The 13,024-nt window shown below is 66.1% G+C and carries 13 protein-coding genes; 10 read left to right on the forward strand and 3 right to left on the reverse strand.

Annotated elements, in window-relative coordinates:
• The first annotated feature begins 107 nt into the window (after nucleotides 1-107).
• Nucleotides 108-1,628, forward strand: coding sequence for an aldehyde dehydrogenase family protein (locus ACOOHP_RS22230; protein WP_420467041.1), 1,521 nt, complete (start codon nucleotides 108-110; stop codon nucleotides 1,626-1,628).
• 113 nt (nucleotides 1,629-1,741) lie between these two features.
• Here the strand turns inward: ACOOHP_RS22230 and ACOOHP_RS22235 are convergent, their stop codons facing one another.
• On the reverse strand, nucleotides 1,742-2,248 hold the full coding sequence (locus ACOOHP_RS22235; RefSeq protein WP_420468639.1) for a PepSY domain-containing protein: 507 nt from the start codon (nucleotides 2,246-2,248) through the stop codon (nucleotides 1,742-1,744).
• 145 nt (nucleotides 2,249-2,393) lie between these two features.
• Between ACOOHP_RS22235 and ACOOHP_RS22240 the strand changes: the two genes are divergently transcribed.
• From ACOOHP_RS22240 to ACOOHP_RS22255, 4 genes are all read left to right on the forward strand, one after another.
• A complete protein-coding gene (locus ACOOHP_RS22240) occupies nucleotides 2,394-2,732 on the forward strand; it encodes a PepSY domain-containing protein (protein ID WP_420468640.1) in 339 nt (112 codons plus the stop codon).
• Entirely contained in the window at nucleotides 2,729-3,400 is a 672-nt protein-coding gene (locus ACOOHP_RS22245; RefSeq protein ID WP_420468641.1) for a response regulator transcription factor, read from the forward strand. The genes ACOOHP_RS22240 and ACOOHP_RS22245 overlap by 4 nt, the downstream gene beginning before the upstream one ends.
• A 10-nt stretch (nucleotides 3,401-3,410) precedes the next feature.
• Nucleotides 3,411-4,763, forward strand: coding sequence for a sensor histidine kinase (locus ACOOHP_RS22250; protein ID WP_420468642.1), 1,353 nt, complete (start codon nucleotides 3,411-3,413; stop codon nucleotides 4,761-4,763).
• Between the two features lie 97 nt (nucleotides 4,764-4,860).
• A complete protein-coding gene (locus tag ACOOHP_RS22255; RefSeq protein ID WP_420468643.1) occupies nucleotides 4,861-6,102 on the forward strand; it encodes an NAD(P)/FAD-dependent oxidoreductase in 1,242 nt (413 codons plus the stop codon).
• Nucleotides 6,103-6,159: 57 nt separating this feature from the next.
• Here the strand turns inward: ACOOHP_RS22255 and ACOOHP_RS22260 are convergent, their stop codons facing one another.
• Nucleotides 6,160-6,564 carry a MerC domain-containing protein gene (locus ACOOHP_RS22260; RefSeq protein ID WP_420468644.1) on the reverse strand — a complete coding sequence of 135 codons (405 nt, stop codon included), beginning with the start codon at nucleotides 6,562-6,564 and terminating at the stop codon, nucleotides 6,160-6,162.
• 59 nt (nucleotides 6,565-6,623) lie between these two features.
• Between ACOOHP_RS22260 and ACOOHP_RS22265 the strand changes: the two genes are divergently transcribed.
• From ACOOHP_RS22265 to ACOOHP_RS22285, 5 genes are all read left to right on the forward strand, one after another.
• Nucleotides 6,624-7,274 (forward strand): ABC transporter ATP-binding protein, encoded by a 651-nt coding sequence (locus ACOOHP_RS22265; RefSeq protein WP_420468645.1) that lies wholly within the window; start codon nucleotides 6,624-6,626, stop codon nucleotides 7,272-7,274.
• Nucleotides 7,271-8,557 carry an FtsX-like permease family protein gene (locus tag ACOOHP_RS22270; RefSeq protein ID WP_420468646.1) on the forward strand — a complete coding sequence of 429 codons (1,287 nt, stop codon included), beginning with the start codon at nucleotides 7,271-7,273 and terminating at the stop codon, nucleotides 8,555-8,557. Before ACOOHP_RS22265 ends, ACOOHP_RS22270 begins: the two co-directional genes overlap by 4 nt.
• A gap of 1 nt (nucleotide 8,558) precedes the next feature.
• Complete coding sequence (locus ACOOHP_RS22275) at nucleotides 8,559-9,575, forward strand: DUF3299 domain-containing protein (protein WP_420468647.1); 1,017 nt, start codon at nucleotides 8,559-8,561, stop codon at nucleotides 9,573-9,575.
• A gap of 37 nt (nucleotides 9,576-9,612) precedes the next feature.
• Complete coding sequence (locus ACOOHP_RS22280; RefSeq protein ID WP_420468648.1) at nucleotides 9,613-10,116, forward strand: Fur family transcriptional regulator; 504 nt, start codon at nucleotides 9,613-9,615, stop codon at nucleotides 10,114-10,116.
• 226 nt (nucleotides 10,117-10,342) lie between these two features.
• The gene (locus ACOOHP_RS22285; RefSeq protein WP_420468649.1) at nucleotides 10,343-11,656 is read left to right on the forward strand and encodes an alkaline phosphatase PhoX; all 1,314 of its coding nucleotides are present in this window, start codon (nucleotides 10,343-10,345) and stop codon (nucleotides 11,654-11,656) included.
• Nucleotides 11,657-11,677: 21 nt separating this feature from the next.
• Here the strand turns inward: ACOOHP_RS22285 and ACOOHP_RS22290 are convergent, their stop codons facing one another.
• Nucleotides 11,678-12,919 (reverse strand): MFS transporter, encoded by a 1,242-nt coding sequence (locus tag ACOOHP_RS22290; protein ID WP_420468650.1) that lies wholly within the window; start codon nucleotides 12,917-12,919, stop codon nucleotides 11,678-11,680.
• Nucleotides 12,920-13,024 lie beyond the last annotated feature (105 nt).

A 13,024-nucleotide genomic window follows, 5' to 3' on the forward strand; every position in this document is an offset into this window, starting at 1 on the left:
GTGCTTTTCTGCCGGTCTCGACTGCCGCCACGATTGTGCATGGCGGTCAGCCGGTCATTCTTGAATTTATGAACGCCGACGGTCGTCGGCACACTGAGGAGACTGCAATGGATGGAGATCGCAATTTGACGGCGTTGCTGCCGTCGGTACAGGCGTTTATCGGGACCCCGCGCAAGGTATTGATTGATGGCCAGTGGGTGGCGGCCAAGTCGGGCAAGACCTTTGAGGTGTACAACCCCGCCACCGGATCGGTGATCGGGCACGCTGCCGCCTGTGAGAAGGCCGATGTCGACGCCGCGGTGGCTGCCGCGCGCAAGGCCTTCGATCATGGTCCGTGGACCAAGATGACCCCCTCCGAGCGCGGTCGCATCATCTGGAAGGTTGGCGACCTGATTCTCAAGTACACCGAAGAACTCGCCCAGCTCGAATCCATCGACAACGGCAAGCCCATCAGCATTGCCCGGGCTGCCGACGTCGTCCTGGCCGCTGACATCTTCCACTACATGGCCGGCTGGGCCACCAAGATCGAAGGCAACAGCCTGCAGCTGTCCGTCCCCTACACCCCTGGCGTCGAATACCAGGCCTTCACCCGCAAGGAACCGGTCGGCGTCGTCGCCCAGATCATCCCCTGGAACTTCCCCCTGCTGATGGCCGCCTGGAAGCTCGCCCCCGTGCTCGCCTCCGGCTGCGTCGTCGTCATGAAGCTCGCCGAAGAGACCCCCATGTCCGGCCTCAAGCTCGCCGAGATCATGCAGGAAGCCGGCGTGCCTGACGGCGTCGTCAACATCCTCACCGGCTTTGGCGAGACCTGCGGCGCCCCCCTGGCCGCCCACCCCAATGTCGACAAGGTCGCCTTCACCGGCTCCACCGAAGTCGGCAAGCTCATCGTCAAAGCCGCCAGTAACGACCTCAAGAAAGTCACCCTGGAGCTCGGCGGCAAGAGCCCCAACATCATCCTCAACGACGCCGACCTCGACATCGCCATCCCCGGCGCTGCCATGGGCATCTTCTTCAACCACGGCCAAGCCTGCTGTGCCGGCTCCCGACTGTTTGTCCAGGAAAAGGTCTACGACAAGGTCGTTCAGGGCATTGCCGACATCGGCAAGAAGATCAAACTCGGCCCCGGCCTCGACCCCAGCACCGAAATGGGCCCCATGGTCAGCCAGACCCAGTACGAGCGCGTCTCCGGCTTTCTCACCTCCGGACGCGAACAAGGCGCCCAGGCCCTGTGCGGCGGCAACCCCGTCACCGGCAACGGCTACTTCATCGAACCCACCGTCCTGGTCAACACCAACGACCAGATGAAGGTTGTCCAGGAAGAGATCTTCGGACCGGTCCTCACCGCCATGCCGTTCAAGGACGTCGACCAGGCTCTGATCGACCGCGCCAACGACAGCCTGTACGGCCTGGCCGGCGGCGTATTCAGCACCAACATTGGCCTGGCCCACAAGATTGCCAACCGCCTCAAGGCCGGCACCGTGTGGGTCAACTGCTACAACATCTTCGACGCCTCGATGCCCTTTGGCGGCTACAAGCAATCCGGCTGGGGACGTGAGATGGGCCATGAAGTGCTGAAGAACTACCTCGAAACCAAGAGCGTCTGCGTCAGCTTGGGTGGCGCGATCTGAGGCTGCGCTCAACAGCTTGTAGAAGTTGAATCAAAAAGCCGCCCCGGGAGTTTCTTCCCGGGGCGGCTTTTTTCTGCGCGATTTTGGCCGCGACGTTGCGGTTGACCCGAACTTCAATTGAGACTCAGGCGACGCTCGAATTCCATCTCGATCAGTTCGTGGGTGCCGGGCTTGAGGGTCAGCTCGACCTTGCGACCCTCGGCGTTGTCCGCCTGGATCTCCAGCAGGCCGTCATCGGCGGAAATTTCGCTGAGATTGCGATAGCCACCGCTCTGCAGCCAGCCCAGCGCTGCTCGAACCTGGTCCAGGCTCAGATGCTCAGTGACGTCCTCGATGTCACCGTCGCTGCGTGAGGCCAGCACCTGCGTGCCGTCCTTGCTCAGCTTGAGATCGTGCTCCACCCGTTCCGCGTTGGCGGCTTCCACATCGAATCGACCCGTCAAAGTCAGCTCGATCTCCTCGATGTGTTGCATGCCGTTGGCGGCCAGGGTATCCAGCGCCTGATTCCAACGCTGCAGATCATCGTCCGCGTTGCGCTGTGCATAGGCGGGCGATACGGCGAGTGCCAGCCAGGAGACGGTCAGGACGGCGGCGGCGGTGAGGGCAAGAGGTCGATTCATGAGGATGCTCCGGTTGGAAATGACGGACGCATTCTCATGAGGCGCGGAATCGACAACGTGAACCACCCGTTCATGATCGATTCACAGTGAATTGAACGACCATACTCAATGGCCATGGCGTACCAATCGGGTAATGAGTAAGCGCATGAACGGACGTGTGCGTTTTTCCGCGGTGCTGGTCGGCGCGATCACGCTGGGCGCGGGCAGCGCCGTCGTGCGCGGTGACGATCATCAAGGTCTGCGCCAGGCGCTGGAGCGCAACGAGATCGTCTCCTTCAAGACCATCCTGGACTGGATCGAGGAGAACTATGTCGGCCAGATCGTCGAGGTCGAACTGGAAGACGACGATGACGACGAGCTGCTGATCTACGAGGTGGATCTGCTGACCCCGCGGGGCGACAAGCTGGAGTTCGAATTCGATGCCCGCAGCGGACAACTGCTGAACATTGAAGGTCGCGATCTCGAAGCAGCGCGTCGCCGATGAGAGTCCTGCTCGCCGAAGATGACCGGCCCCTGGCGGATGCTCTGACCGCCGTGCTGCGCGACGCCGGATTCAGCGTGGATCTGGCCAGCGCCGGCGATCAGGCGGATTTCCTGATGCGCACCGAAACCTACGACGCTGCCGTGCTGGACCTGGGATTGCCGGTGATCGACGGCTTGAGCCTGTTGCGCAACTGGCGTGACGCGGGCATTGCGGCACCGGTGCTGATCCTGACCGCACGCGCGCGCTGGGCGGACAAGGTGGCGGGCTTTGCGGCCGGCACCGACGATTACGTCACCAAGCCGTTCGAGCCGCTGGAGATCGTCATGCGTCTGCAGGCGCTGATCCGCCGCAGTCATGGCGAGCCCAACCCGGTCATCAACGTCGGCACTTGCAGCCTGGATCTGAACCGCGGTCGCCTGCTGGTGGACGGCGCGCCGGTGGCGCTGACGGCGCAGGAGTACAAGCTGCTGGCATATCTGTTCCTGGCGCGTGATCGGGTGGTGTCGCGCACCGAACTGGTCGAGCACGTCTACGAGCGCGACTGCGATCCCGACTCCAATGTCATCGACGTGCTGATCGGGCGCGTGCGGCGGCGCATCGGTCGCGAGGTGATCCAGACCGTGCGAGGTCGCGGGTTTATCGTCGGTTCCAGCGGCGTCGACGCGTGAATCTGTGCGCATGAAATTTTCGGTCGGCGCACGGCTGCTGCTGTTCGCCTGTGTCGTCATGCTGCTGCTGCTGCCGCTGGCTGGCACGGTGATCGGCAAGGCATTCGAGCGCTCTGCCGTTGCCGGTCTGGAAGCCCGTCTGGAAGCCTATGCCAGCGCGCTGGCCGGGCTGATCGAGGTCCAGCCTCAAGACCGGATCGGGTTCTCGCGACCGCCCCGGGAGTTGCGTTTCGACCAGGTCTATTCCGGGTGGTACTGGCAGATAAGTCGTCAGGGCAAGGTTCTGCTGACTTCGCGCTCGCTGTGGGATTCGAGCCTGGACGGCATTGCCGACAGCGCCGCCCCGGCCCGGCGCATCCAACTCGCCGGCCCGCGTGACGAGGCCTTGCTCGCGCAGGTGCTGCGACTGCGCCTGGCCGGTGTGGCCGATCCGGTGGAACTGGTGGTGACCGCGCCGCTGAGCGAGATTCGCCCCGAGCTGCTGGCGTTCCGCAAGCTGCTGGTGCTGGCGCTCGGGTCGCTGGGCGTGATGCTGGTAGCGGTGTTCGCCCTGCAGATACGCTGGGGCTTGGCGCCGTTGCGCAGCATGGAGCGCGACCTGCAAGCGGTCCGGCAGGGCCGTCGTGCCCGCGTCGATCCGGCGTTGCCGGCGGACCTGCGCGAGGTGGCCGGGCTGATCAACGAGGTGCTGGCGTACCAAGAAGACCTGATCGAACGCGCACGGTCCACCGCCGGCAATCTGGCACACGCCTTGAAGACCCCGCTGGCGACCATGCGATTGCGCGTTGCGGCGCCGGCGCCGGACGCGGCCGGGTTACGTGAGGATCTGGCTCAGGTGCAGGACATCGTTGACCATCACCTGGCGCGCGCGGCCGCCGCCGGGCGTGCGGCGGGCCGGCACCGACACACCGATCTGCGCAGTGCGGTCGAGCCGGTGATCGTCGCGGTGCGCGGCATGTCGCGCGAGCGTGCGGTGGAGGTCGAACTCGCGTTTGCGGGCGAGGCCGATGTTGCGGTGGACCCGCAGGACCTGCAGGAGCTGGTCGGCAATCTGCTCGAAAACGGTGTCAAGTGGGCACGCCAACGCGTGCACATGCAAGTGACGGCGACGGCGCAGACGGTTCATCTGCAGATTGATGACGATGGTCCGGGCATTCCCGATGATGCCCGCGCACGTGCGGTGGATCGAGGCATTCAACTCGACCGCCACAGTCAGGGATCGGGTCTTGGCCTGGCGATTGTCCGCGACATCGCCACGCTTTACCGTATCGATTTTCAACTGGAACGATCTGTGATGGGCGGCCTTTCCGCGCGTCTGGCACTGCCGCGCGAAACGGCCGCGGCCGGAGCCTCCGGCACCTAGCCTGTTTCAAGGCGCGCCGCCGCCCGCGTTAAACTTCGCGCTTGGCCTGCGCCGGCCGGCAGTCGGCGCGTTCACTTCTTTCGATATCTGAAATCCCATGAGCGAATCTGCGATGCCCCAGCGTGTAGTGATCGTCGGCGCCGGCCAGGCCGGTGGCGAGACGGCCGCCGAGTTGCGACGCCAGGGCTACACCGGGAGCATCGTCATCGTCGGCGATGAACCCTATTTCCCGTACAAGCGCCCGCCGCTGTCCAAGACCTATCTTGCCGGCAGCACCACGCAGGAATCGCTGTACGTGATGTCGCAGGCCGGGCTGGAGAAAGCCAACGTCGAGTTTTTCGGCGGCACCGCGGTGCAGGCCATCAACCGCGGCGGCAAGACGGTCAAGCTGGCCGACGGCCGCGAGCTGGCCTACGACAAGCTGGTGTTGGCCACCGGCGGCAGGCCGCGCCTGCTCACGCTTCCGGGCGCCGACCTGCCCGGCATCTTTGCGCTGCGCGGCATCGCTGACGTTGATGCGATTCGCGCGCGCTTCCGACCCGACGCGCGCCTGGTGATCGTCGGTGGCGGCTACATCGGACTGGAGGTGGCGGCGGTGGCGGTCAAGGCCGGGCTGCAGGTGACCGTGCTGGAATCCATGCCGCGCGTCCTGCAGCGAGTGACCGCGCCGGAGATGTCGGCGTTCTACGAGCGCGTGCACCGTGAAGCAGGAGTGGACCTGCGCACCGGCGTGCAACTCGCCGGCTTCGAGTCGATGGACGACGGCAGCCTGCAGGTGAACCTGGCCGGCACCGGTGCGCTGAGCGCGGACCTGGTGGTGGTCGGCATCGGCATCCTGCCCAACCAGGAACTGGCGGCGGACGCGGGCCTGGATGTCGATAACGGGATCGTGGTCGATGAGTTCACCCGCACCTCCGACCCGGACATTCACGCGGCCGGCGATTGCACCTGGCATCCCAGCGCGTTCTTCGGCCGTCGCATCCGGCTGGAGTCGGTGCAGAACGCGATGGAGCAGGGACGCGCCGCGGCACACAACCTGTTGGGCAAGGAAACGCGCTATGCCAACGTGCCGTGGTTCTGGTCGGACCAGTACGAGCTGAAACTGCAGATGGTCGGCATGTCCGCCGGCTACGATTTGTGCGTGCTGCGTGGTGATCCGGCACAGCGCAGTTTCGGCGCGTTCTATTTCAAGGACGGCGTGTTGATTGCGGCGGACGCGGTGAGTCGGCCGCAGGAATTCATGCTGGCCAAGAAGCTGGTCGCCGCGCGTTCGGTGATCGAGCCCGCCCGCATCGCCGACGAGGCGATACCGATGAAGGAACTGGCGGCGGGGTACTGACTCCGGGTGGAGCGCGTCGGCTCCGGCTTGGCGGAGGACGTGCGACTGCTGCTGCGGTCAGTGCGCGTGAGCCGCGCCGCCGTGAGCGGCAAAGTGGCGCGACAGTTTGAGGTTCACCACGTGGGCGACCACGATCAGGCCTGCGCCGAGGGCGAGCACGAATGGCTCCAGCGCGTGGCCCAGATCATGGCGGAACAGACAGATCACCCCGCCGATGGCCGCCAGGGTCAGCGGCAGCAGGCTGCGATGATGCTTGCGATAGCCATGCGAAAGCACCACGCCGGCCAGCACGAAGGTGAAGGCCAGCACTATCCATTCGAACTCGTGATGCGCCAGCACCGCTAGGTCGGTCGCCGCCAGCACCGGCAGCAGGATGGGCAAGGCCAGACAGTGCACGGCACAGACCGCGGTCACCACCACGCCAATGCGGTCCCACAGCGGGCGGTAGGGAACTTGAGGCAAGGGCGCGGGTCCGTTCATCTGCCTGTTAACTTATAACAAAACATTGTCGCTGGCTATTCATGGAAAACCCGCTACTGCAGATGCAGGGCCTGCGCTTCGGTTACGGACCGCAACCGGTGGTGAATCTGCCAGCCCTGGAGCTGCAGGCCGGGCAGACCTGCGCGCTGATCGGGCCGTCGGGCTGCGGCAAGTCCACCCTGCTGCACCTGGTCGCCGGCCTGCTGCGACCGCAGGCTGGGACCGTGCGCATCGCCGGACAGGCGCTGAGCGAACTGCGCGGGGCCGCGCTCGACCGCTTTCGCGGTCGTCACCTCGGCATCGTGTTGCAACGCCTGCACCTGCTGGGTGCGCTGAGCGTGCTGGACAATCTTCTGCTGGCGCAGCGGCTGGCGCGGGTGGCGACCGACGTCGGCGCCGCGCGCCGGGCGCTGGCGGAACTGGGGGTGGCGGACCGTGCCGATGCCAAGCCCGCGCAACTCAGCCGCGGCCAGGCGCAGCGGGTGGCGATCGCCCGTGCGCTGGTGCACGCGCCGGTGTTGCTGCTGGCGGATGAACCCACCTCGAGCCTGGATGACGCCAACGCCGGCAAGGTGCTGGACCTGCTGCTGGCGCGCGCACGTGCTCACGGTGCCGGCTTGCTGCTGGTCACCCACGACCAGCGCGTGCGTGGACGACTCGACCGCGAAGTGGACCTGGGTCCGCGACCATGACCCTGGGTGGACTGGCCTGGGCCAACCTGCGCGCGGCGCCGATGGGCAGCGCGCTCAATGTGCTGCTGATGGCGCTGGGCACGGCCAGCATCATGGTCCTGCTGCTGGTCGGGCAGCAGCTCGGCACCACCTTGTCGCGCGATGCGCGCGGCATCGACCTGGTTCTGGGCGCCAAGGGCAGCCCGGTGCAGTTGATCCTGTCCAGCGTCTATCACGCCGACGTGCCTACCGGAAACATCAGCCAGGCCGATGCCATGCGCTGGGCCGATGACGCGCGCGTGGCCCGCGCGGTGCCGCTGGCCCTGGGCGACAGCTTTCGCGGCTTTCGCATCGTCGGCAGCACGTCTGAGTACCTTGAGCTGTATCGCGCGCAACTGGTGATCGGCCGGCTGTGGCAGGCGCCGATGGAGGCGGTGCTGGGCTCGGCAGTGGCGCGCAGTGGCGCACTCGCCATGGGCGCCGCGTTCGCCGGTGCACATGGCCTGAGCGCGGGCGGTCACGTGCACGACAGCGACCCCTACCGCGTAGTCGGCGTGCTGGCCGAAACCGGCACCGTGCTGGATCGCTTGATCCTGACCTCGCTGGACAGCGTGTGGAATCTGCACGATGAAGCGGGCGCCCACGAAGAACACGATCCGCACGTCGACGACCCGGCGGCGCACGCTGCGGACCACGACAACGAGCACGAGCATGACGATCACCAGTACGAACGCGTTGATCTGGCGCCCGTTGCCGAGGATCGCCAGATCACCGCGCTGCTGCTGCGCTACGCCTCGCCGCTGGCTGCCACCACCCTGCCGCAGCAGATCAATGCGCAATCCAGTCTGCAGGCCGCCTCGCCGGCTTTCGAAATCACCCGCCTGCTGCAACTGGCGGGTCTGGGGTTGGACGGCTTGCGCGCGTTTGCGGGCGTGCTGATCGTCACCGCGGGTCTGAGCCTGTTCGCCACGCTCTATGGCGCGCTCAAGACCCGGCGCTACGACCTGGCGATGCTGCGCTGCCTGGGCGCCACCCGCGGCGAGCTGCTGTTGAGCCTGCTCATCGAAGGCCTGCTGCTGAGTCTGGCCGGAGCGGTGCTGGGCTTTGCGCTCGGCCATGTGCTGGTCGAGATGCTGGGTCATTGGCTGGCGCAGTCGCGTGGCGTCGGACTCACCGGCCTGATCTGGCTGGCGCAGGAAACGCTGCTGTTGGGCGGACTGCTGCTGGTGGGCCTGGTCGCGGCTGCGCTGCCTGCGTGGCAGGCTTACCGGGTCGATGTGGCCAGCATCCTGGCCGAGGGTTGAAATGCCGAAGGTTCGAGGGTTGGGCGTGGTCTTGCTGGTGGGCGTGCTGAGCGCCTGCGAGCCTGCGGGCGAGACGCCGGAGTGGAAAGAGATCAGCGCTTCATCCGAGTCCGCAGCGCCAGAGCAACCGGCGCCGCCGACCGTGCCCGCAGCGCCCACCACCGCCGGCCTGAGCGAATCGGAACTGGCGCTGGACGCGCCGCTCGATGCATTCGAAGGCACCCCCTACGCCGACCCTGAAATGGCGCCGCCGGAACCCGAAGAAGCCGTGCTGCCGCCGGTGGCGGCCAGCGAGGCCGGCGAGATCCGCATTCGTGTGCTGTCCGAACGCGGTTACGACAACGAGCAACAGCAGCATGTGGTCGATCTGCTGGAGCGCGAGATGGCCTATCTGGCGGTCAAGTTCGAAACTGCCCAGGGCAACCCGGTGTCCGGCGCCACGCCGGAATTCCAGCTCAAGGGCAGCAGCCGCATCACCGAGATTTCCTCTGCCGGATTGCAAACCCCTTCCGACGACAGCGGCATGGTCGAGTTCGGCGTGCTCGCCGGCAAAATGGGTGCGGACCAACTGAGCGTGAGTTTCGGCGACGCCAGCAAACAGGTCGTGCTCAACGTGATCAGCCTGGAAGCCGCCGGCTACGCCAGCCTTGACGACATCCACGGCGCATTGCCCTGGGATCAGCTCATGAGCGCGCGCGTGCGTTACACCCAGGACAGCGTCGTCGCCGAGTTCCCGGCCGCGGTGTCCCAGCACCACCGTCAGCAGGTCAAGCTCGCCGGTTTCATGATGCCGCTGGAGCCGGAGGAAAAGCAGAAGCGCTTCCTGCTCACCTCCAATCCGCCCAACTGCTTTTTTCATGTGCCAGGCGGCCCCGCTGGTGCGGTCGAAGTGTTTTCCGACAAGGGCATCGCCGCGAGCTGGGACCCCATCGTGCTGGAAGGGCGTTTCGAGACCCTGCCGTCCAGTGACAGCGGCGTGATCTACCGCCTGCGCGATGCGCGCGTGGTCCCAGGATGAGCTTTTTAATCCGCGCATGTTGCAGCATGCTGCACACATGACTCGCAAATCTGCCGTCAGCGCGAAGCCTGCCAGCGCCGCCACCCGCAAGGCGCTGGCAGCCGCCGAAGCGCTGTGTGCGCAGCGCGGCGAGCGCCTGACCGACATGCGCCGCGCCGCCTACCAGGAATTGCTGGAAGCGGGCCAGCCGATGGGCGCGTATGACCTGCTGCAACGGCTGCAGACGCGCCTCGACAAGGCGCTGGCGCCGCCTACGGTGTACCGGCCGCTGGAGTTCCTGGTGCAGCAAGGCCTGGCGCACCGTCTGGAATCCACCCACGCTTTCGTGGCCTGCGACCATCCTTCGGATCATCACCAGGCGCTGTACCTGGTCTGCACCGCCTGCGGCAGCGCCGAAGAGGTGCGCGCACCCGCAGTGGAGGGTTTGATCGCGGAGACCGCCAGCTCGCACCGCTTCGTGCTCAAGCGCCAGGTCACCGAGGCGCAAGGCCTGTGTGGGGACTGCACGGACGCCGCACAGGAACCCCCCGAAGCCCGCTAGGAGCCCGGGCGCCGACTGCGGGATCGCATGGCGACGCTGCGTTCCGGCGCGCCACTAACAAATTGGTGAACGGCCGATTCATGCGGATGTTAAAGCGCGCACGGTCAACTCGCGTCCACTTCGAAACGAACTTGGCGTGGGTCATCGAGTGCGATCATGTAGCCGGAGGAATTTCCTGCGCATTCTGTTCCTGGGCGCGGCGACCACAGTCGGCGCTTCCCGCGGGATGATGCGCGGTACGGAGGAGGCGGGGCAGGGCCCGCCTGACGGCGGTACGTCGACGGGAAAAATTCACGAATTTTCGATTGCCCCTGGCCCGCTGGCGGGTGTCGGGCCCCTGGTGGAAACCGGCGTCGACGGCATCCTCGCGCCACCCGGTTTCAAGCTTCGGGCGGTGGCACGGCACCTGTTCAATCCTGTCGACGGCCAGTTCGATCCATTGGGTCTGCGCGGCTACGCCTGGCACAAGGCGCCCGACGGTGGCGGCTGTTTCGCCGCCCCCGATGGCGGTTGGGTCTACGTCTCAAATAGCGAGTCGAACTCCGCGGGCGGCGTGGGTGCGCTGCGTTTCGACTGCAGCGGAAAGCTGATGGATGCCTATCGCGTATTGGATGGCACCCGCCGCAACTGCGCCGGCGGCGTTACCCCCTGGCACACGTGGCTGTCGTGCGAGGAAGTGGGTGACGGGCAGGTGTTCGAGTGCGATCCGTTCCGTGACGGCACCGTGGCACACGCACTGCCGATGCTGGGACGTTTCGATCATGAGGCCGCGGCAGTGGATCTACTGACCGGCTCGGTGTTCATGACCGAAGATGCCGGCGACGGCCGGTTCTACCGTTTCCTGGCAGACCCGCGTGATCGAACGCCCGATGGCCAGCGCCTCAGGCTGACGCAGGGCCGTCTGCAAGTGCTCGAAGTAGCCGGCCTGGAGAACGGTGGCTACGCCTACAGCGACGCCGAGGCACGTGCATTGCGGCCCGTCCGCTGGGTCGATGCGGTCGAGCCCGGCTTGCCGCAGTGGGGAGTGCGCGAAGCGCTGGCGCGGCAGGGACGGCCGGTGCCCGGAACCTGCTTTCGCAACGCCGAGGGTTTGTGGCTGTATCAAGTGCCGTCGTCGCTGCGCTGGGTGCCGAGCGGTGGACGTGTGCCGAGCCGGGCATTCGCATTCTTCGCCTGCAAGGCCGACAACCGCATCTATGCGCTGGACGTCGACAACGGCCTGATCGAAACGGTGTTCGACAATGCTCTGATCGAACTGGCGGTCAACGACGTCGACAATCTCGTGGTCGGCCCCGCCGGTGACGTCATCGTGACCGAAGACGGCGCATCCACCCGTTTGATCGTGGTGGTGCCCAACCGGCCCGCCCGTACCCTGCTGGAAGCCAGGCATCAGGATTCCGAGCTCACTGGCCCGGCATTTTCGCCCGACGGCAGCCGGCTGTATTTCAGCTCGCAACGGGGGCCCAATCTGGGTTGGCTATCCAAGGGCACCGGTGTGACCTACGAACTGACGATTCCGCAGCAATATCGTCGTTCGTAAGCTGCCGGACGTGCGACCCGGTCAGGCACTCAGTCGCGACAGCGTATCGCGACGGACCCTAAGCGCCCAGGCAAACCACCAGCCCACCGGCAGCAGACCGACCGCGCCGATCAACAGTGCCGGTAGCGTGCCGACGCGGTCGTTGACCGCACCGAAGATCGCCACGCCGATGGCCTGTCCCAGGAAAAAACTGGTGGCGAACAGGGCGACCGCAGCGCCGCGGCGATCCGGTGCCATCTGGGTGGCATTGGTCTGCAGCGTGTTGTGCAGCATATAAAAGCCGACGCCGGAGACAAACGCCGCGGCCACCGCCACCGAGGCCTGCGGCCACAGGGCCAGGGCGATCAGCGGCAGTGCCGACAGCAAGGTCCCGAGCGCGGCCATCCGCACTTCGCCGATGCGTCCGGAATAGCGGCTGATGATCAGCGCGAAGCCGACCCCGCCGGCGGAGAACGCGATCAAGGTCAGCCCCGCCGCCTTCAGACTCATGCCGCCGGCCAGGTGCAGGTGGGTGGCAATGAAGGTGAACGCGCCGAGAAAGAAGATCGCCTCCAGCAGCACGACCAGCAGCACCACGCGCACCCAGGGTCGGCGCAGCACCTCCAGCAGCGCTTGCGCGGTGTTTCCGGCCAGGGCCGGGCTGCGGGTATGCGCCGCTTCAGCCTGCGCCAGCGAGCGCCACAGCAGTAGCGCGGCCAGCGCGAAGACGGCGGAAAAGAAGATGAAGGGCCATTGCCAGAAGCTGTGTTCGGCGGCGAAGCCACCGATGGTCTGGCCGCTGGCCATGCCGGTCATCTGACCGATCATGAAGCGCGCGAGCACGGTCTGGCGTCCCTCGTAGGGGACGGCGTCGCCGATCCAGGCCATCGACAGGGGAATCACTGCCGCGCAGCAGGCGCCGGCGATCACGCGCGCCACGATCAGCCCGGTGAACGAACCCGAGGCCAGCACGCAGGCCAGACAGGCGAGCACCGCGATGGCGGCGGTGCCGGCGATCACCCTCAGCTTGCCCAGGCGATCTCCCAGCGGACCGAAGAATGCCTGCAGCAGGCCGTAGGCGACCGCGAAGCCGGTGATGGTCCAGGCGGCACGGCCGATCGGCACGCCGTATTCCAGCGCCAGGCGCGGCAGCATCGGATCCAGCATGCGCATCATGCCGCTGGAGGAAAAAGCGGTCATCGCCAGCAAGGTGACCGTGCCCCAGGGCAGCGCCGTGGAGGTCGGCGCTAGCCCGCATTTCTCACAGGTCGCCGGAGAATCCATTGCCAACTCTCGTTATCACAGCGTTCTTCGGCCTCGTTTCGGAAACAGACAGTCGGAGGATTCTCCGGCTGGATCGGCGCTGGCCTGTCTGCGGCGCACATCGCT

Origin of the sequence: Panacagrimonas sp. (genome assembly GCF_965216805.1) — a bacterium.
Lineage (GTDB): Bacteria > Pseudomonadota > Gammaproteobacteria > Nevskiales > Nevskiaceae > Panacagrimonas.

Bases quoted from the DNA above. Each gene is read 5' to 3' on its own strand.
- ACOOHP_RS22265 (WP_420468645.1), top strand. From the start codon at position 6,624: ATGGAAAACCCGCTACTGCAGATGCAGGGCCTGCGCTTCGGTTACGGA.
- ACOOHP_RS22245 (WP_420468641.1), top strand. From the start codon at position 2,729: ATGAGAGTCCTGCTCGCCGAAGATGACCGGCCCCTGGCGGATGCTCTG.
- ACOOHP_RS22255 (WP_420468643.1), top strand. From the start codon at position 4,861: ATGAGCGAATCTGCGATGCCCCAGCGTGTAGTGATCGTCGGCGCCGGC.
- ACOOHP_RS22270 (WP_420468646.1), top strand. From the start codon at position 7,271: ATGACCCTGGGTGGACTGGCCTGGGCCAACCTGCGCGCGGCGCCGATG.
- ACOOHP_RS22240 (WP_420468640.1), top strand. From the start codon at position 2,394: ATGAACGGACGTGTGCGTTTTTCCGCGGTGCTGGTCGGCGCGATCACG.
- ACOOHP_RS22280 (WP_420468648.1), top strand. From the start codon at position 9,613: ATGACTCGCAAATCTGCCGTCAGCGCGAAGCCTGCCAGCGCCGCCACC.
- ACOOHP_RS22235 (WP_420468639.1), bottom strand. From the start codon at position 2,248: ATGAATCGACCTCTTGCCCTCACCGCCGCCGCCGTCCTGACCGTCTCC.
- ACOOHP_RS22230 (WP_420467041.1), top strand. From the start codon at position 108: ATGGATGGAGATCGCAATTTGACGGCGTTGCTGCCGTCGGTACAGGCG.
- ACOOHP_RS22275 (WP_420468647.1), top strand. From the start codon at position 8,559: ATGCCGAAGGTTCGAGGGTTGGGCGTGGTCTTGCTGGTGGGCGTGCTG.
- ACOOHP_RS22250 (WP_420468642.1), top strand. From the start codon at position 3,411: ATGAAATTTTCGGTCGGCGCACGGCTGCTGCTGTTCGCCTGTGTCGTC.
- ACOOHP_RS22285 (WP_420468649.1), top strand. From the start codon at position 10,343: ATGATGCGCGGTACGGAGGAGGCGGGGCAGGGCCCGCCTGACGGCGGT.
- ACOOHP_RS22290 (WP_420468650.1), bottom strand. From the start codon at position 12,919: ATGGATTCTCCGGCGACCTGTGAGAAATGCGGGCTAGCGCCGACCTCC.